Source organism: Bradyrhizobium sp. CB1015, assembly GCF_025200925.1.
Taxonomy (GTDB): Bacteria; Pseudomonadota; Alphaproteobacteria; order Rhizobiales; family Xanthobacteraceae; genus Bradyrhizobium.
The window spans coordinates 7409097-7427150 of record NZ_CP104174.1 but is presented as its reverse complement, the minus strand read 5'-3'; the positions used below and the strand labels follow the sequence as shown (position 1 = coordinate 7427150).

The 18054-nt window shown below is 66.3% G+C and carries 19 protein-coding genes; 10 read left to right on the top strand and 9 right to left on the bottom strand.

Translation table 11 applies throughout. The features are described 5' to 3' along the window. The first annotated feature begins 74 nt into the window (after positions 1 to 74). Positions 75 to 797 (top strand): hypothetical protein, encoded by a 723-nt coding sequence (locus N2604_RS34745; RefSeq protein ID WP_260372454.1) that lies wholly within the window; start codon positions 75 to 77, stop codon positions 795 to 797. 154 nt (positions 798 to 951) lie between these two features. Here the strand turns inward: N2604_RS34745 and N2604_RS34740 are convergent, their stop codons facing one another. Further along, complete coding sequence (locus N2604_RS34740; protein ID WP_260372453.1) at positions 952 to 1590, bottom strand: TetR/AcrR family transcriptional regulator; 639 nt, start codon at positions 1588 to 1590, stop codon at positions 952 to 954. A 251-nt stretch (positions 1591 to 1841) separates the two neighbouring features. Here N2604_RS34740 and N2604_RS34735 point away from each other — a divergent pair, with 251 nt between their 5' ends. The 3 genes from N2604_RS34735 to N2604_RS34725 are packed head-to-tail and all read left to right on the top strand — an operon-like array spanning position 1842 to position 5642. After that, positions 1842 to 2339, top strand: coding sequence for a (2Fe-2S)-binding protein (locus tag N2604_RS34735; RefSeq protein WP_260372452.1), 498 nt, complete (start codon positions 1842 to 1844; stop codon positions 2337 to 2339). Beyond that, positions 2336 to 3391 carry a xanthine dehydrogenase family protein subunit M gene (locus N2604_RS34730; protein ID WP_260372451.1) on the top strand — a complete coding sequence of 352 codons (1056 nt, stop codon included), beginning with the start codon at positions 2336 to 2338 and terminating at the stop codon, positions 3389 to 3391. Before N2604_RS34735 ends, N2604_RS34730 begins: the two co-directional genes overlap by 4 nt. Continuing rightward, complete coding sequence (locus tag N2604_RS34725; protein WP_260372450.1) at positions 3384 to 5642, top strand: xanthine dehydrogenase family protein molybdopterin-binding subunit; 2259 nt, start codon at positions 3384 to 3386, stop codon at positions 5640 to 5642. The genes N2604_RS34730 and N2604_RS34725 overlap by 8 nt, the downstream gene beginning before the upstream one ends. Positions 5643 to 5948: 306 nt before the next feature. Here N2604_RS34725 and N2604_RS34720 read toward each other — a convergent pair whose 3' ends face one another. The 3 genes from N2604_RS34720 to N2604_RS34710 form a co-directional block, all read right to left on the bottom strand. After that, the gene (locus N2604_RS34720; RefSeq protein ID WP_260372449.1) at positions 5949 to 6116 is read right to left on the bottom strand and encodes a hypothetical protein; all 168 of its coding nucleotides are present in this window, start codon (positions 6114 to 6116) and stop codon (positions 5949 to 5951) included. 96 nt (positions 6117 to 6212) lie between these two features. After that, a complete protein-coding gene (locus N2604_RS34715) occupies positions 6213 to 7430 on the bottom strand; it encodes a lysozyme inhibitor LprI family protein (protein ID WP_260372448.1) in 1218 nt (405 codons plus the stop codon). A gap of 126 nt (positions 7431 to 7556) precedes the next feature. Beyond that, a complete protein-coding gene (locus tag N2604_RS34710) occupies positions 7557 to 8105 on the bottom strand; it encodes a cupin domain-containing protein (protein WP_018646206.1) in 549 nt (182 codons plus the stop codon). Positions 8106 to 8253: 148 nt separating this feature from the next. Here N2604_RS34710 and N2604_RS34705 point away from each other — a divergent pair, with 148 nt between their 5' ends. Beyond that, a complete protein-coding gene (locus N2604_RS34705) occupies positions 8254 to 9582 on the top strand; it encodes an aspartate aminotransferase family protein (protein WP_260372447.1) in 1329 nt (442 codons plus the stop codon). Between the two features lie 66 nt (positions 9583 to 9648). After that, positions 9649 to 10914 (top strand): D-amino acid dehydrogenase, encoded by a 1266-nt coding sequence (locus tag N2604_RS34700; RefSeq protein WP_260372446.1) that lies wholly within the window; start codon positions 9649 to 9651, stop codon positions 10912 to 10914. Between the two features lie 153 nt (positions 10915 to 11067). Here N2604_RS34700 and N2604_RS34695 read toward each other — a convergent pair whose 3' ends face one another. Then, the gene (locus tag N2604_RS34695) at positions 11068 to 11718 is read right to left on the bottom strand and encodes a helix-turn-helix domain-containing protein (RefSeq protein ID WP_260372445.1); all 651 of its coding nucleotides are present in this window, start codon (positions 11716 to 11718) and stop codon (positions 11068 to 11070) included. A gap of 180 nt (positions 11719 to 11898) precedes the next feature. Here N2604_RS34695 and N2604_RS34690 point away from each other — a divergent pair, with 180 nt between their 5' ends. The 4 genes from N2604_RS34690 to N2604_RS34675 are packed head-to-tail and all read left to right on the top strand — an operon-like array spanning position 11899 to position 15362. After that, the gene (locus tag N2604_RS34690) at positions 11899 to 12657 is read left to right on the top strand and encodes an ABC transporter substrate-binding protein (protein WP_260372444.1); all 759 of its coding nucleotides are present in this window, start codon (positions 11899 to 11901) and stop codon (positions 12655 to 12657) included. A gap of 28 nt (positions 12658 to 12685) precedes the next feature. Next, on the top strand, positions 12686 to 13339 hold the full coding sequence (locus N2604_RS34685) for an amino acid ABC transporter permease (RefSeq protein WP_260372443.1): 654 nt from the start codon (positions 12686 to 12688) through the stop codon (positions 13337 to 13339). Continuing rightward, positions 13336 to 14067, top strand: coding sequence for an amino acid ABC transporter ATP-binding protein (locus N2604_RS34680; RefSeq protein WP_260372442.1), 732 nt, complete (start codon positions 13336 to 13338; stop codon positions 14065 to 14067). The genes N2604_RS34685 and N2604_RS34680 overlap by 4 nt, the downstream gene beginning before the upstream one ends. An 11-nt stretch (positions 14068 to 14078) precedes the next feature. Then, complete coding sequence (locus N2604_RS34675) at positions 14079 to 15362, top strand: FAD-binding oxidoreductase (RefSeq protein ID WP_260372441.1); 1284 nt, start codon at positions 14079 to 14081, stop codon at positions 15360 to 15362. A gap of 52 nt (positions 15363 to 15414) precedes the next feature. Here N2604_RS34675 and N2604_RS34670 read toward each other — a convergent pair whose 3' ends face one another. The 4 genes from N2604_RS34670 to N2604_RS34655 all read right to left on the bottom strand — a co-directional run bounded on the left by N2604_RS34670 (position 15415) and on the right by N2604_RS34655 (position 18042). Then, on the bottom strand, positions 15415 to 15639 hold the full coding sequence (locus N2604_RS34670) for a hypothetical protein (protein ID WP_260372440.1): 225 nt from the start codon (positions 15637 to 15639) through the stop codon (positions 15415 to 15417). Between the two features lie 144 nt (positions 15640 to 15783). Further along, a complete protein-coding gene (locus tag N2604_RS34665; RefSeq protein WP_260372439.1) occupies positions 15784 to 17373 on the bottom strand; it encodes a gamma-glutamyltransferase family protein in 1590 nt (529 codons plus the stop codon). Positions 17374 to 17622: 249 nt separating this feature from the next. Further along, positions 17623 to 17799 carry a hypothetical protein gene (locus N2604_RS34660; RefSeq protein ID WP_260372438.1) on the bottom strand — a complete coding sequence of 59 codons (177 nt, stop codon included), beginning with the start codon at positions 17797 to 17799 and terminating at the stop codon, positions 17623 to 17625. Positions 17800 to 17808: 9 nt separating this feature from the next. Then, on the bottom strand, positions 17809 to 18042 hold the full coding sequence (locus N2604_RS34655) for a DUF6894 family protein (protein ID WP_260372437.1): 234 nt from the start codon (positions 18040 to 18042) through the stop codon (positions 17809 to 17811). Positions 18043 to 18054: the final 12 nt, after the last annotated feature.

The window sequence follows — 18054 nt, the reverse complement described above, 5'->3', positions numbered from 1 at the left end:
GGCGGGTTATTGGACGCTCCGACACGCAAACACCGGCCGCGCGCAATACTTGGCGACCACGCCGCGGCCGACCCATGCGTTTCCACACAACCAAGACCATAACCCGACGTCAGGTTTGTCTTTGTCATTTTGTCAAGACCGCTCGTCGTGAGTCTGTCACTCGCCTTTCCGGATTGCTGGTTGCAGGTTTTGTGATACAACTTTTAGCTGTCGGAAGCGAATTTCCGTCATTTTTGGAGGTATCAATGCGATCGTCATTTGGCTTCGCCGTGCCGTCCGTCGTCTTTACTTTGTCAACTGTTTTGCTGTGCAGTATGTCAGGCACTGCATTGTCGCAACCCACACCGACCTCTTCGCTTCCCCCCGTCTCGGTCGAAGCGCCGAAAGCAAGACCAGCTGTCGTGCCGCGGCAGGGGCAAACGAGCGTGACATCGCACCACCGCGCGTCAGGCTCATCAACCGCTCAAAACCCGGCGTTCGCACCAAACACGGTATTGGGCAGGCTCGCCAAGCTGGAGCGATCCGCCAGCAGCTGCAACGGTGGTTGCGAAACAAGTTACAGGGTCGGCAACGCCCCCTGGGTCGGATGCAGCCAGAGTGGTCCGGAAATCAATATCGGAAACTTTTCGGCGACGTGCCGGGACACGCTCAGCTACAACACCTATGCGCAATGCGTGGAGACTAAAACCTTCGTGGGCGCGACCTCCAGAGAGGCGCGGTGGCTTTGCAGCAGCCTGCAAGCTGGGGGCAAGTTGCCCGGAGAGAAGCAAGTCGCCGCGCAATTGGGCCGCCAATAGTCTACGCCGTCCACTTACCGCATAACACGGCATGGCTCGAAATCATCGAGCCATGCTGAATGTCTGCTTCGGTCACAAGCCGCAATTCCCTGCCGATCAGCAGATGTCCGCTCGGCCGTCAGGAGCGAACATTACTTTTGCAAGGACACACCGCCTACCGCTTCCGCTTCGTCGCCGGCTTGGTCGTCTTCGACGAGCGCGCCTTGGCCTTGCCGGGCGGCGGCGCGCGCAAGCCGTCGACGAACACATCGAGCAGGCGCAGCGCCGTCGCCTGCCAGCCGGGCTGGTCGTGCACGTAGCACATGCCGAAGAAGGCGCGCAGCAGATCCTCCGGGCTGAGATCGGCGCGCATCTCGCCGGCTGCGACCGCCCGGTCCAGCAGCGAGCCGATCGCCTTGGTCAGGCGCTCGAAGGAGAAAGCATGCAGCTCCGACCCGTTCTGCACCGCGAGCGCCAGCGCTGCCATGATTCCCTTCTTGGTCGCAACGAACTCGACCCCTGAGTGCAACCAGCGCCGCAGCGCCTCGACCGGATCCTTCTCGTTCTTCAGTTGCTCGGCAAGCTCGCTGAGCTGCTCGACCTCGCGGCGGTACACCGCCTCGAACAAGGCCTCGCGCGTTGGAAAATGCCGATACAGCGTGCCGATGCCGACGCCGGCGCGCTTCGCCACGGCTTCCAGGCTCGCCTCCGAACCGCCCGCACTGAACACCAGCTTCGCCGCTTCGAGCACGCGCTCGCGATTGCGCACGGCATCGGCGCGGGGCTTTCGGGTCTGGTCGGTGTGGTCGTCCATGGCGCGCAATGTAGATCACGAATTGGTTAGATTGAACCCTCGCCGGACCCGTGCAGGGCTGCATCGCGTTGGTGGCGCAAGGGCTTTTGACGAATTCAAATATTTCCGGGCGGCCCCTTGTTAAACGGAGGGTGCCTCCGTATCTTCGCTCGTGCGTCGGCCGCATCGTGTTCGGGCGGCGCTATTCGACAGCGGCCACGGCGGTGGCGCGCTGCGCGATGACTCATGTCCAAATCTGATCGGAGCCTTGTATGAACCACTCCATCAGCCTCACCGTGAACGGTGCGCGGCGCGACTTCGTCCTCGACGATCCGCGCGTCACGCTGCTCGATCTCCTGCGTGAGCGCCTCGATCTGACCGGAACCAAGAAGGGATGCGACCGCGGCCAGTGCGGCGCCTGCACCATTCTCGTCGACGGCAAGCGCATCAACTCCTGCCTCGCGCTCGCCGTCAGCCATGACGGGGCCGACATCCTCACCATCGAAGGCCTCGTCCGCGGCGACCAGCTGCATCCGGTGCAGGCCGCCTTCATCGCCCATGACGGCTTCCAGTGCGGCTTCTGCACGCCCGGCCAGATCATGAGCGCGATCGGCATGATCGGCGAAGGCCAGGCCGGCAACGATCCCGAGCGCGTCCGCGAATGCATGAGCGGCAATCTGTGCCGCTGCGGCGCTTACGTCGGCATCGTCGATGCCGTGCTGGAAGCGCAAGGACAGATGGACGAGACCAATCAGAGGCGCTCCGCATGAAACAGTTCGATTATGTCAGGCCGGCCACGGTCACTGAAGCCGTTGCTGCCGCGGCCCAGCCGGGCGCGGTCTACCTCGCTGCCGGCACCAACCTGCTCGACCTGATGAAGGGCGGCGTCAGCCGTCCGGACCGGCTGGTCGACGTCACGCGTCTCGATGGCCTCGATCAAATCGAGACTCTCGCGGACGGGTCTTTGCGCATCGGCGCGCTGGTGCGCAATGCCGATCTCGCGCATGATGCGGACTTCGCGCGGTCCTATCCGGCGGTGGCCGAAGCGCTGCTCTCCGGAGCGTCGGCTCAATTGCGCAATGCAGCCAGCGTCGGCGGCAATCTGTTGCAACGGATGCGCTGCGCGTATTTCTACGACACCGCCAGCCGCTGCAACAAGCGCGCGCCCGGCTCCGGCTGCGACGCGCGCGACGGCGAGAACCGCAGCCATGCCGTGCTGGGCTGGAGCGACAGCTGCATCGCCACGCACCCCTCCGATTTCTGCGTGCCACTGGTCGCGCTCGATGCAATCGTCGAGATCGAGGGCAGGGGCGGCCGGCGCGAGATCGCACTCGACGAGCTGCACCGCCTGCCGGGCGATGCGCCCGAGCGCGAGTCCGTGCTCGAGCCCGGCGATCTCATCGTCGCAGTGCGCCTGCCGCCCGCCGCACGCGGCCTTGCCGCACATGCCCGCTACCTCAAGGTCCGCGAGCGCACCTCCTATGCCTTTGCCGTCGTCTCGGCCGCGGCCGCGCTGCGGATCGAGAACGGCAGAATCGCACAGGCGCGGCTCGCGCTCGGCGGCGTCGCCGCAAAGCCCTGGCGCGCTCGCGCAGCGGAAGACGTCCTCAAGGGCGTCGCGCCGACCGCGGACGCGTTTCAGGAGGCGGCCCGGCGTGCGCTCGAGGGCGCAAAGCCGTCGGGCGACAACGCCTTCAAGATCGAGCTCGCGCGCCGCATCGTCGTGCGCGCGCTGACCTTGGCCGCCGCCGGGACGCCCGCGCGTATCCCCGCGCTGCCGGCCTCTCCCTTTGCCTCGACTTCGGGAGCCCTCCATGTCTGAGCTCAATTTGACCAGTGCTCCCGCCCATCTCAGGCACGGCTCGAATATCGGCCAGCCGCTGACCCGCCGTGACGGCATCCTCAAGGTGACTGGGCAGGCGACCTATGCCGCGGACAATCATCCGCCCGGCATGCTGTTTGCGGTGATCGCGACCGCCAGCATTGCGCGCGGCCGCGTCGTCTCTCTCGATGTCGCCGCCGCCAAACGTCATCCCGGCGTCGTCGACGTCATGACGCCGGAGCACAAGCCGCCGCTCGCGATCGATCCGGAGATCAAGACCAATCCGTTCGTGTTCCGAATGGAGGCGTTGCAGAGCAACGAAGTCCGCTACGCCAATCAGCCGATCGCCGTCGTGATCGCCGAAACGCTTGAAGCCGCAACGGAAGGTGCCGCGCTTGTTGCGCCGCGCTACGAGACGCTGCCCCCGCTGGTTGGACTCGACGCCGGCGAAAGCTTCGTGCCGCCGGCCGTCGGCGTCGGCAATCCCTCGGTAAGTCACCATGGAGATGTCGAAGCGGGCCTCGCTGCAGCCGACAAGCAGATCGATGCGACCTACGAGACGCCGCCGCAATATCACAATGCCATGGAACCGCATGCGGTCGTGGCGCACTGGGATGGCGACAGGCTGTCCGTGGACATGCCAACCCAGGGCCTGAAGCTGTCGCTCGCGCGCATCGCCGAGCTGTTCGGCATCGCTCACGACAAGATCCACGTTCGCAGCCCGTTCCTCGGTGGCGGCTTCGGGTCGAAGGGGCTCATGGGCGGCCCTCCGGTCCTCGGCATCATGGCGGCAAAGCTCGTCGGCAGGCCCGTCAAGCTGGTGCTGCGTCGCGAGCAGATGTACGGCCCGGTCGGACATCGCGCGCCGACCCGTCAGCGCCTGCGCCTGGGCACCGACACCGACGGACGTCTGACCGCGCTCGATCACCATGCGCGGACCGTCTCGAGCACGTTCGACGATTTCTTCGAGCCCGCCGCCGATGCCTCGCACACGCTCTACGCGGCGCCCGCGATCCGCACCTCGCACGATGCCGTGCGCGTCAACACCGGCACGCCGCTGTTCATGCGCGCGCCGGGCGAGGCGACCGGCTCGATCGCGCTCGAGAGCGCGATCGACGAGATGGCCTGGGCCTGCGGCATGGATCCGCTCGCCTTCCGCCTGAAGAACTACGCCGAGGTCGAGCCGATGACGGGGCGGCCTTTCTCCTCCAAGGCGCTGCGGGCCTGCTACGAGCAGGGCGCCGCGCGCTTCGGCTGGGCCAAGCGTCCGCTGCAGCCGCGGCAGATGCGCGACGATGCCGGCCTCCTGGTCGGCTGGGGCATGGGCACGGCGACCTTCCCGGCGCTGATGTTCCAGGCCGAGGCGCGCGCGGCGATCCGCCGCGACGGCTCAGGCGTGATGGAGATCGGCGCGCACGACATGGGGCAGGGCGCCTGGACGGCACTGGCGCAGATCGCGGCCGATGCCGTCGGCCTCGACATCGACAGCCTCGACTTCAAGTCCGGCACGTCCGACCTGCCCGATGCCGGCATCGCCGGCGGTTCGGCGCACACGGCAACGGCAGGCGCTGCGATTCATAGCGCCGGTGCGGCCGTGATCGCAAAGCTCGCCGATCTCGCCACGAGCGACGAGCGCTCGCCGCTGTTCGGCGCCGGCAATGCCGGCGTGATCGCGCGCGACGGCAGGCTGATCCGCCGCGACGACGAGAGCCGGAGCGAGAGCTATGCCGAGATTCTCGCGCGCGCCGGCGTCGCCGAGATCGAGGCCCGCGGCACCGGCGCGCCGAATCCTGCGGCGATGGAGCAATATGCGATGCATGCCCACGGCGCGGTGTTCGCCGAGGTGAAGGTCGATCCCGAGCTCGGCCAGGTCCGCCTCACCCGCATGGTCGGCGCCTTCGCCGCCGGGCGCATCGTCAATCCGCGCATGGTGCAGAGCCAGCTGTTCGGCGGCATGATCTGGGGCCTCTCGTTCGCGCTGCACGAGGCGGCGATCACCGACCGCCGCAGCGGGCGGATCGTGAACGCCAATCTCGGCGAGTACCATATCCCGGTGAATGCCGACGTGCCGCCGCTCGACGTCATCACCGTCGAGGAGCACGATCCGCACGTGAATGCGCTCGGCATCAAGGGTGTCGGCGAGATCGGCATCACCGGCAGCGCTGGCGCGGTCGCCAACGCGGTCTGGCACGCCACCGGCGTGCGCGTCCGCCGCTTTCCGATCCGGATCGAGGAGTTGTTGGTGCAATGAGGGGGCGCGGCTCGATCATCTCTCCCGCTTGCGGCAGAGCTATCACATCTGACTCGTAGGGCGGCCGGTGGGCACGCCTCGTCCTTCGAGACGGCGCTTATGCGCCTCTTCAGGATGAGGCTAATCAGCATCAGTGCTCGTTGAAACTGCTGCCGCGCACTCCGCCCTCATCCTGTGAGGAGCCCGCCCCAAGCGGGCGTCTCGAAGGATGGCCGCAGGGAAAATTCTCAAATGTGGTAGCCCCGCGCAAGCGGGAGAGGGAGCGCGCCTCCGTCGTTGCGCGATCGAGCCTTGTTTCATCGCGCTTCAGCGGATCGAGCCGGGATAATTGTCGATGTCGGGCGAGGGGCGCGCCGGAAACAGGCGCGCGGCCGAGGAATTGTCGAGCCTTCGCCTGCACTTCGCCTCGTCGTCGCCCTGCTTGCCGCTGCGCTTGCTCGCGAACTCGTCATCGAGACGATTGACGATCAGCATGGCGTGATCGCGCTCCAGCGTGTCCGGATTCTTGCTCGGATCGTCGGAGCGAAGGTGCCGCCGACGATCTTGCCGCCCATTTCCAGCCCTGCGCGTTCAGCCGTCCTTGTCGACGGTGATCCTGATGATGGCGTTGTAGGCAAGCCAGACGCCGGCGAGGCCCACGCGCTTGTCGTCAAAACCCTCGAGCAGCGCGATCCGCTCGCGCTGCAGGGCATCGAAATGGTCGCGCGCGTCGGCCGTGAAGTGCATCTCCCAGGTCCGCTTCTCCCAGGCCGGGTGGAGAAATTCGGGGAATTGCACCGCCTGCGCGTGCACCCAATTGCGCTGGTCTTCCGTCAGAGCACGCCGCGTCGCATCGTCGAGGCGCGGCAGCAGTGCCTTCCAGGCGCGGTTCAGTCGCTGGTCGTTCTCGGCGAGGTCGGGGTCGGAGCAGATCTCTTCGTCCGTCACCGTTACCGGGCGGACGCAGTCGAAGCTCGGCGCGATGAATGACGTCTCGGCCTTGTCGGCCGCGTCGGACGTGCCGCTTGCGAAATAAGTGCCGGTGATCTGCCACAGAGAATCGCAATCCTCGCGATCCCCGGTCGTGTCGTCGCCGCCGAAGGTGACGACGCGCAGGCTTTCGCCCTGGCGGCGGAGCTTGATTGCCGGCAGCTTTGCCGGCTTCGCGCCCGGCCCGCTCGTCGATGATCCCGGTTTCGCTGCGCTGGCATCCGCTGGCGGGATCGACCCGCTCAGCCAGCCGCCCGCCGATGTCACCGTCGCGCTCAGCCGGCATTGCCGGTGCTTGTCACTGCCGTAATAGGCGCTCATGTCGACGGTGAGCTGGCGGGCGCCGTTTGCGGACGGCGAGATGGTGACGCTGCCGAAGGCGTTGACCCATTTGCCCGTGAGCCCGCCGCGGCCAAAACCGGCCGCGATTTCGCCGAGCGCAGCGGCGCGCCGGCGCAGCGTCGCGACGAAATTGTCGCGCAGCTCGGCTTCATCGACCTCCTGCACGGTGTCGGCGGCCCCCAGGATCATCGCGTTGAACCACGCCTGATCGCGCTTGAGGAGCGGCCGGATGTTGGCGGGCGTCCTGGCGAGCGCCGCGTCGAATGATTTGTCGATTCCCGCAACCAGCCGATCGTATCCTCTCTCCTTGCAGGCGGCGGCCTTGGTCCGGCTGTCGTCGCTGTTGGCCGCGCCGCACAGCGTGATCGCGGTCGGCGCACTGCTGGCGGCACGGAGGTCGTCGTCCATGGCGCGGCAGGTCGCCGGAGCAAGCAGGATTGTCGCGCTGAGGAGCACGAGGCGAAAGGGGACGAACATCGGCGGCTCTCGAGAGGCGGAATCGTGCCTCCTGCTTGGTCGTCCGCTGCGTCACCAGGGTTCAGGAGAATTCGGGTGCACGAGCGCCCGCTGGTGCATCCCGATGTATTTTTCGATGGCCTTGCGTCAGAACGTCGGCGGCGTGCAGGCCGAGATCACCTCGCAGGGCTTGCCGCCGACGCAGCGGAAGCGATGCGGGCGGCGGCTCTCGAAATAATAGGCATCGCCGGGATTGAGGATGCGGCGCTCGTCCTCGACCGTGACTTCGAGCTTGCCCGAGATCACGATGCCGCCTTCCTCGCCGTCATGGACGAGATGCACGCGCCCGGTGTCGCTGCCGGGCTCGTAGCGCTCCTTCAGGATCTGCAGGCTGCGGCCGAACAGATTGTCGCCGACTTGCCGATAGGAGATCGGCTTCTTGCCGACTTCGGTGAGCTCCTCGGCGCGGTAGAAGATCTTGCGCCTGGACTCCGGCTCCAGCGCGAAGAACTCGGCAAGCCCCATCGGGATGCCGTCGAGGATGCGCTTGAGGGCGCCGACCGAGGGGTTCATCTGGTTGGATTCGATCAGCGAGATGGTCGAATTGGTGACGCCGGCCCGCTTGGCCAGCTCGCGCTGCGACAGCTTGTGGCGCGCCCGGATGAATCGCAGCCGTCCACCGATGTCGACGCTCATGCCCTGATCCCGTGTTGCAGGTGTTGCGGATCGCGCAAATATGGACCGGCAGCCCCAGCCAAATCAATGGCTTGCAGGTCACCAGAAAAGGACTTGTTGCGCTTTCCAAGCCATGGCTCAGCTATGGGGTCAGCAAAGGAGCGCGGCCGTGACCCTTCATCAGATTCCGAACACCATCAAGACCGATTCGTACTGGATGCCGTTCACGGCCAACCGGCAGTTCAAGAAGTCGCCGCGCCTGTTCTCCTCGGCCGAGGGCATGTACTACACCAGCGTCGACGGCCGCCAGGTGATCGACGGCTCCGCCGGGCTCTGGTGCGTCAATGCCGGCCACGGCCGCAAGCAGATCGCCGCCGCTGTCGAGCGCCAGCTGATGACGCTGGACTTCGCGCCGTCGTTCCAGATGGGCCATCCGCTGGCATTCGACTTCGCCGAGCGTCTTGCCGAGATCGCCCCGAAGGGCCTCGACCGCGTCTTCTTCACCAATTCCGGCTCCGAGTCGGTCGACACCGCGCTGAAGATCGCGCTGGCCTATCACCGCGCCAACGGCCAGGCCAGCCGCACCCGGCTGATCGGCCGCGAGCGCGGCTATCACGGCGTCGGCTTCGGCGGCACCTCGGTCGGCGGCATGGTCGCCAATCGCCGCGCCTTCACGACCCTGCTGCCGGGCGTCGACCACATCCGCCACACCCATGATCTCACCCGCAATGCCTTCGCCAAGGACCTGCCCGAGCACGGCGCCGAGCTCGCCGACGATCTCGAGCGTCTGGTCGCCCTGCATGGCGCCGAGACCATCGCCGCCGTCATCGTCGAGCCGGTGCCGGGCTCGACTGCGGTGCTGCCGCCGCCGAAGGGCTATCTGCAGCGCCTGCGCGAAATCTGCGACAAGCACGGCATCCTCCTGATCTTCGACGAGGTCATCACCGGCTTCGGCCGCCTCGGCACGCCGTTCGCCGCCAATTTCTTCGGCGTCACGCCGGACCTGATGACGACGGCCAAAGGCATTACCAACGGCACCGTGCCCTGCGGCGCGGTGTTTGCGAGCCGCAAGGTGCACGACGGCATGATGACCGGCCCGGAGAACCAGATCGAGCTGTTCCACGGCTACACCTATTCGGCGCATCCGGTCGCCTGCGCCGCGGGCATCGCGACGCTCGACATTTACAAGGATGAGGGTCTGCTCACGCGCGGCGCCTCGCTCGCCGAATACTGGCGCGATGCGCTGCATTCGCTCAAAGGCCTGCCCAACGTCGTCGACATCCGCAATTGCGGCCTGATGGGCGCGGTCGAGCTCGCGCCGCGGAACGGCGTGGTCGGCGCGCGCGGATACGACATGCTGGTCGAATGCTTCAATAGCGGCCTCTATCTTCGCACCGGTGGCGATTCCGTCGCGATGTCGCCCCCGCTCATCGTCGAGAAGAGCCACATCGACCAGATGATGTCGATCCTCGGCGACGCCATCAAGAAGGTGGCCTGATAATTGCTCTCGCCGCTAGCGAGTTGTGTCCTTGCAGCGGCGAGCGCCGCGGGAGTTTGACGAAGCGTGAAAGTTCTGATCCTCGGCAGCGGTGTCATCGGTGTCACCTCTGCCTACTACCTCGCTCGTGCCGGTCATGAGGTGACGGTCGTCGACCGCCAGCCGGAGCCGGCACTGGAGACCTCTTTCGCCAATGCCGGCGAGGTGTCGCCCGGCTATTCCTCGCCCTGGGCCGGTCCCGGCGTGCCGGTGAAGGCGATCAAGTGGCTGTTGATGAAGCACGGCCCGCTGGTGATCCGGCCGAAGCTCGATCCGGTCATGTGGGTCTGGCTGCTCAAGATGCTGCGCAACTGCACCAGCGCGCGCTACGCGGTCAACAAGAGCCGGATGATCCCGATCGCGGAATACAGCCGCGACTCTTTACGCGATCTGCGCCGCGACATCGGCATCCAGTATGACGAACGCTCGCAAGGGACGCTGCAGCTGTTCCGCTACCAGGCCCAGCTCGACGGCACCGCCGAAGATATCGCCGTGCTCAAGCAGTACGGCGTTCCTTTCGAGGTGCTGAGCCGCGAGGGCTGCATCGCGGTCGAGCCGGCGCTCGCGGGCGTGAAGGAAAAGTTCGTCGGCGGGCTTCGCCTGCCGCAGGACGAGACCGGCGACTGCCACATGTTCACGCAGGCGCTTGCCAAGCATGCCCAGGCACTCGGCGTACGCTTCATGTTCAACACCTCGATCGATCGCATCGTCACCGACGGCGCGCGCGTCAGCGGGGTCGCGACCAGCGCCGGCCTGCTGCAGGCGGACGCTTACGTGCTTGCGCTCGGCAGCTGGTCGTCGCGGCTGGTGGCGCCGCTCGGCATCTCGCTGCCGGTCTATCCGGTGAAGGGCTATTCGATCACGGTGCCGATCAAGGACGCCTCCGGCGCGCCGGAATCCACCGTGATGGACGAGAGCTACAAGGTCGCGATCACCCGCCTCGGCAATCGCATCCGCGTCGGCGGCACCGCCGAAATCTCGGGCTATTCGGACAAGCTCTACGACGCGCGCCGCGCCACGCTCGATCATTCGCTGACCGACCTGTTCCCGCGCGGCGGCGATCTGTCCAAGGCGACGTTCTGGAGCGGCCTGCGCCCGATGACGCCGGACGGCCCGCCCGTGATCGGCCCGACCCACTATGCCAACCTGCACCTCAACACCGGCCACGGCACGCTCGGCTGGACCATGTCCTGCGGCTCGGGCCGCGTGCTCGCCGACATGCTCTCGGGCAAGAAGCCGGATATCGACGTCAGCGCGCTGACGGTGGAGCGGTACAAGCACCGGTTTGGGTGATCTTCGCCTCTCCCCGCGTGCGGGGAGAGGCCGGAATTTGCGCAGCAAATTCCGGGTGAGGGGAAGCCTCCGCGAATCCCACTGTCACCGTCTTTGCGGAAGCGGCCCCTCACCCCGACCCTCTCCCCGTAAGAACGGGGAGAGGGAGAGTGGTCAGCCCGCCCCCGTCACGCAATTCACCCACAGCACCACGGCCTTCGCATCCTGCGCCGGGTTGGAAAACCGGTGCGGCCTTCGGCTCGCGAAGCGAAAACTGTCGCCGGTCTTCAGCGACCACGTCTGGCTGTCCACCGTCAGCATCATCTCGCCCTCGAGCACCAGCCCGGCCTCTTCGCCGTCGTGGGTGTAGAGCTCGTCGCCGGTGGAGCCGCCGGGCTCCAGGTGCACCAGGAACAGATTGAGCTTGTTGTCGCTGCTGGCCGGGCTCAGCAATTGTTTTGAGACACCCGTACGCCACAGCTTCAATTCGGGCCGCTGCAGCCCGCGCGTCACCACCTGATCCGATGCGCCGTCGGCGCTCGGGCTCGCGCCGAACAGCGCCGCGATGCCGACGCCGAGCACGTCGGCGAGCGTCGCCAGCACCCGCAGCGACGGCGACGACAGCCCGCGCTCGATCTGGCTGAGAAAGCCGATCGACAGCTCGGTGCGCGCGGCCACCGTCTCCAGCGAGAACTGCCTGACCCGCCTGAGATCGCGGATGCGGCGGCCGACCGCGACGTCCATCGCCGGCTCGGTCGGCTTGGCTGTGGCTTTCACCTTAGCGGGCTTTTTCTTGGCCGGCTTTGCGGCGGCCGGTTTGCGCATTCTTTTGCCACCGCTCACGTCAAACCGCTTCCTTCATGTGCATGAAAACCGCTTGCATCGTCCGCAAAAGTGTGACCAAATTTTCATATTGGTGAAAATAGGCCGAAACGGCCCGGCCCGCAACGTCTGATCGCGACATGCGCGCGCGCCGCCGCCGGCCAGACCCAAAAGGGGGATGCGATGAAGCGTTTTGTTCAGGCCGCAATCGCGGCGCTCGCCATTGCCGCAGCCGTGCCGGCTTCGGCGCAACAGGTGCTGAAGGTCGGCTCGACGCCGACAGGCATTCCCTTCACCTTCCTCGACACCAAGACCAACACCATCCAGGGCATCATGGTCGATCTCATCACCGAGATCGGCAAGGATGCCGGCTTCAACGTGCAGATCGAGCCGATGGCGTTCTCGGCGCTGATCCCGTCGTTGACCTCGAGCAAGATCGACATCATTGCTGCTGCGATGTTCATCACCGCGCCGCGCAAGGAGGTCATCGACTTCTCCGACCCGATCTACAGCTATGGTGAAGGCCTGGTGGTGCCGAAGAGCGACACCAAGGCTTACGCCACGCAGGACGACCTGAAGGGCGAGACGGTCGGCGCGCAAGTCGGCACCGCCTTCGTCGATGCGCTGAAGAAGACCGGCCTGTTCGCCGAAGTAAAAGCTTACGACACCATCCCGGATATCCTGCGCGACGTGAACACCGGCCGCCTCAAGGCCGGCTACGCCGATTATCCGATCCTCGCCTACAATCTGAAGCAGGGCGGCTTCCCCGAGGTGCGCCTGGTCGACGGCTACAAGCCGGTCACGGTCGGCTCGGTCGGCATCGGCGTGCGCAAGGGCGAGACCGCGCTGCTCGGTAAGATCAACGCCTCGCTGGCGAAGCTGAAGGCCAACGGCACCATCGACAAGATCCTCGATAAATGGGGCCTGAAGGCGCAGGGTTGATCGATAGAAGCTGATCGAAGGCTGACCGATGAAAGGCTTCTGGCGCGATGCAGTCGAGTTCTTCCCGATCCTATTGAACGGCGTCGCCCTGACGATCATCGTCACGGTGGGCTCGTTGCTGCTCTCGACGGTGCTGGGCCTCGTCTGGGCGATGATGCGGGTCTCCGGCATCAAGGCGCTGTCGATGCTCAGCGCCAGCCTGATCAACGTGATCCGCGGCATCCCGATCATCGTGCTGTTATTCTACCTCTACTTCGTGATGCCCGATCTCGGCGTCACACTCTCGGCCCTGCAGGCCGCGATCCTCGGGCTCGGCATCGCCTATTCGGCCTATCAGGCCGAGAACTTCCGCGCCGGCATCGAGGCGATCGACAAGGGGCAGATCGAGGCGGCGCAGTCGATCGGCATGGGCTGGTGGCTCACCATGCGCCGCGTGGTGCTGCCGCAGGCGGTGCGCATCGTGCTGCCGCCTTACGGCAACGTCATGATCATGATGCTGAAGGATTCCTCGCAGGCCTCGACCATCACGGTCGCCGAGCTCGCGCTGCAGGGCAAGCTGATCGCATCCTCGACGTTCAAGAACACCAGCGTGTTCACGCTGGTCGCGCTGATGTATCTCACCATGAGCATTCCGCTGATCCTCTTGGTCCGTCACTTCGAGAAGCGGGCCGGCAAGCGATGATCGAGCTGAACGACGTCCACAAGAGCTTTGGCAAGGTCGAGGTGCTCAAGGGCATCACGGCGAGCGTCGAGAAGGGCGAGGTGGTCTGCATCATCGGCCCCTCCGGCTCCGGCAAGTCGACCATCCTGCGCTGCATCAACGGCCTCGAAAGCTACGACCGTGGCGAGATCAGCGTCGAAGGCTTGAAGGTCGATCGCGACGCGCCGTCGATCGTGAATATCCGCACCCAGGTCTCGATGGTGTTCCAGCGCTTCAACCTGTTCCCGCATCGGACAGTGCTGGAGAACGTGATCGAGGGGCCGCTCTTCGTGAAGAAGGAGCCGCGAGCGCAAGTGCTGGAGCGCGGCCGCACGCTGCTCGCCCAGGTCGGGCTTGCGGAAAAGGCTGACGCGCATCCGCCGCAGCTCTCCGGCGGCCAGCAGCAGCGCGTCGCCATCGCGCGGGCGCTCGCCATGCAGCCCAAGGCGATCCTGTTCGACGAGCCGACCTCGGCGCTCGACCCTGAATTGGTCGGCGATGTCCTCGGCGTCATGCGCAAGCTCGCCGACGACGGCATGACCATGGTCGTCGTCACCCACGAGATGGGCTTTGCCCGCGACGTCGCCGATCGTGTGCTGTTCATCGACGGCGGCGTCATCGTCGAGCAGGGGCCGGCGAGGTCGGTGCTCAATCAACCGCAGCACGCGCGGACGCAGGACTTCCTGCGCCGCGTGCTGCATCCGCTCTGACCGGACCCGCCATGACGCGCCTGCCTCTGCCGCCCTCGCTCTATGCCGACACGGCCGTTGCGCCGGTTGCTACGCCGCCGCTCGACGTCGACAAGAGCGTCTCGGTCGCGATCGTCGGCGGCGGCTACACCGGCCTCTCCACCGCGCTGCATCTGGCCGAGCAGGGCGTCGAGGCGCTGGTGCTGGAGGCGCAGGAGCCGGGATGGGGCGCATCCGGCAACAATGGCGGTCACACCAATCCCGGACTGAAGCACGATCCTGATCAGATCGAGGCCGATTTCGGCGCCGAGCTCGGCCGCCGCATGATCGCGTTCGCCTACGGCACGACCAACTTCACGCACGATTTGATCCGCCGTTACCAGATCCCGTGCGAGGCGCGGCAGAACGGCACCTTGCGCGCGGCTTACAATGAGAGCAGCGCTGCCGCGATCGAGAAGACGACGCAGCAATGCATCCGCCGCGGCATGCCGGTGACGTATCTCAACCGCGCGCAGCTCCGCGACATGACCGGCACCGACCGCTACATCGGCGCCATGCTCGACGCGCGCGGCGGCGATCTGCATCCCCTCAGCTACGCCCGCGGCCTCGCGCGCGCCGCGATTGCGGCGGGCGCCAAGGTGCATGGCGAGACGCCGGCGTTGTCGCTACGCCGCGATGGCAGCCGCTGGCGCATCGAGACGCCGCGGGCCGTGGTTCATGCCGACAAGGTTCTGCTCGCCACCAACGGCTTTACCGACGATCTCTGGCCGGCGCTCCGCCGCACCATCGTGCCGGTGTTCTCCTCGATCGCCGCCACCGCGCCGCTCTCCGACGCGGTCGCCCGTTCGATCATGCCGACGCGTCCGGTGCTCTACGAGAGCGGCCACATCACGGTCTACTATCGCATCGATCAGCAGAACCGTCTGTTGATGGGCGGACGCGGCCCGATGCGCTGGATCAAGTCGCCGCATGACGTCGCCTATCTCATGCGTTATGCGGAGCGGCTCTGGCCGCAGCTCAAGGGCGTTGCCTGGACCCACGGCTGGAACAGCCGGCTCGCCATCACCAAGGACCATTATCCCCATGTGCACGAGCCCGCCGAGAGCATTTTGATCTCGCTCGGCTGCAACGGCCGCGGTGTCGCGCTCTCGACCGCGATGGGCGCGCAGCTCGCCCGCCGCCTGATCGGCGGCGCAAGGGCCGAGATCGACATGCCCATCACGGGCATCAGGCCGATCCCGATGCATGCGTTCTGGCCGGTCGGCGTGACCACCGCCGTGATCGCAGGCAGGGTGCGGGACCGGCTCGGCATATGAAAAAAGCGCCGCCCGGTGAGGAGCGACGCCTTCTCAGGAATTGCAGATGGCGTCAGCAGCGACCCTGCTTCCACAGTCCGGGCGGGCAGCCGTAACCGCGCCAGCCGACCTTGCGCCCATGGTACCATCCGGGCGGCGTGCCATGGTGATGATGGCCCATCGCGTGGCCGTGGCCATGACCATGTCCGCCGCCGTGGCCGCCCTTGGCCAACGCGGGGCTGGTCAGTGTTAGGCCGGCCGCAACGATCAGCGACGCGGCGAGCGCAAGTTTCTTCATCATGTCCTCCAGTGGGGCGAGCGCATTGTCCGTTCAGTGAACGAACGGTGGGCGGGTAAGTTCCCTGCGAATGTGGAGGAGTCGTGACGCTCGCCTGGATGCGTAATCGCGCTGGAGCTCAACGCGCGCTGGCATTTCGAGGAGTCAAGCCTCCGCCACCGCATCGGCCCAGGGCTGGAAAATCTCGACCGCGCCGGAATTGAGCTCGCCCTCGCGCATCACGACGCTCGGGAAGGCGAACTTCTGCGGCACCGCCTGCACCCGGCTCTCTTCATAGTCGAAGCGCGCGGCAAGCGCCTTGCGCACCTCCGCCGGCAGGCGCGCATCGCCGATCACCACCGCGCCTTCGCTGGCGTCGATGCGCGGCTGGTGGATGGCGGCGTCCAAGTCCATGCCGAAATCCATCGCGAAGGACACGAGCTGCATCACCGATGGCAGGATGCGGCGTCCGCCGGAGGCGCCGACGGCGAGGCGCTTGCCGTCCCTGGTCTCGGCGATGACCGGCGTGTAGTTGCAGAGGCAGCGCTTGCCGGGTGCGAGCGAGTTGGTGGTATCAGGCGTCGGGTCGAACCACATGATGCCGTTGTTCATGGTGATACCGGTGTGCGGTGTCACGTATCGCGAGCCGAACGACGAGAGCAGCGTCTGCGTCACCGCCGCGATGTTGCCGTGACGATCGACCACCGAGAAATGCGTGGTGCAGGCCGGCGCCAGATATTCGGCGCCGAGCGAGCGCTTGCCGTCGGCATCGCCCATGTCCTTGAGCCGCTCGCGGAAGGCGGCCTGCAGAGCGCGCGCATATTCGACATAGGCGCCGGCATCCGGCGCGCCCGCGGGCGTCAAGCTCTGCTGCAACAGGCGCAGCGCATGCGCCATGGTTGGCCCTGCGGTGAGCTCCGGGGTCGCGAACACCTTGCCTTCGCGATAGGGGATCGCCAGCGGCTCGCGCAGATGGGCGCGGAATGCGGCGAGATCCTCCACCGACAGCGAGCCGCCATCGGCCTTGATGTCGGAAGCAATGCTCCTGGCGAGATCGCCCTGATAGAAATCGCGCGCGCCCGCGTCTGCGAGATGTGACAGCGTCGCCTTCAGGGCATCCTGCGGCAGCCGCGTCTCAGCCTTGATGCCCCATGGCGCGGTCGGCGGCAGGCCGTCCTTCAGATATGCGGCCGCGCTCGCGGGGTAGCGCCTGAGATCGGCGGCCGAGCCCGCGATCGACACCGTCGTCCACCAATCGACCAGCAGGCCTTCGCCGGCGAGCCGAGCTGCCGGCGTGACCAGATCCTTCCACGGCAATTTGGCGTAGCGGCGGTGCGCCTCTTCCATTCCGGCGACGACGCCGGGCACGGCGATCGAGCCGGGGCCGTGAATGTTGCGATCGTCTTTCACCCTTGGCCAGGGAAACAGGTCCGAGGCGGCGCCTTCGCCGCTGAGCGGATAGTCGGCCGTGCGCAGGCCCTGCGGCGCGCACATGCCGTAGTCGATCACCTGGTAGCGATTTTCCTTGGCGCGGTAGAGCACCATCGCACCGCCGCCGCCGATGCCGCTGTTCCAGGGCTCGAGGACGTTGAGGGCAAACGTGGTCGCGACGATCGCGTCCACGCAATCGCCGCCCGCGGCCAGTACCTCTGCCCCGACCTCGGCCGCCCGCCGCGATTGTGAGGCGACGATGCCGCCCTTGGATGTGACGGCGGGCTTGCGGATTGTTTGGTTGAGGCTGAACTGCTGAGGCATGGTGTCGTCTTGATGCTCGTCGATGGCTTCGCTGCGTTGAATGCGCGGCTCCGCAATTGGCGAAGCGCGCGGACAATGGCACATTGCGGCGAACGAGAACACGCCCAAAGGAGGCGCGACATGGCTGGTGTGAAGCAGGCGCGGCGCGGCAGGGGCGCTGCTGTCCCGAACGCATCATGGCCGGGCTACTCAGCCCGGCCATGATGGGGAGGAGACGGAAATCGGGGGAGGGCGACGAAGCCTCAGCGCTCAGCGCATGCGATCCAGCCGGCTGGCCTGGTACTTGGCGCGCCATTTCGGGCCGGGTCCGCGCATGTAGTGCAGCTCGGGGCGATAGGGGTTGGCCGCGACGCGGATCAGCGTCTGCCATCTGGTGGCGACGAAGCTCAGGGGCTGGCGCAGCAGGCTCAGTGAAGCGGGCAACATGACATCACCTCAATGCGGCTTGCCGAGCATGGCGGTGAAGGGGAGATCGAAGATCTCCTCGCCAGCGTCGTCGCTGACATGGATCACCCAGTCGCGCCAGTCTTCGGCGCCGGGGGTCTGGATCATCGAGTTCATGATCTGAGTGGCGCGGTCGCGCGCCTCGGTCAGATTGGCGACTGCGGCGCCGTAGCGGTCGATCAGCGTGCCCTCGGTGTTGGAGCAGTGAAAATAGACCTGGACCATAGGCGCCTCCTG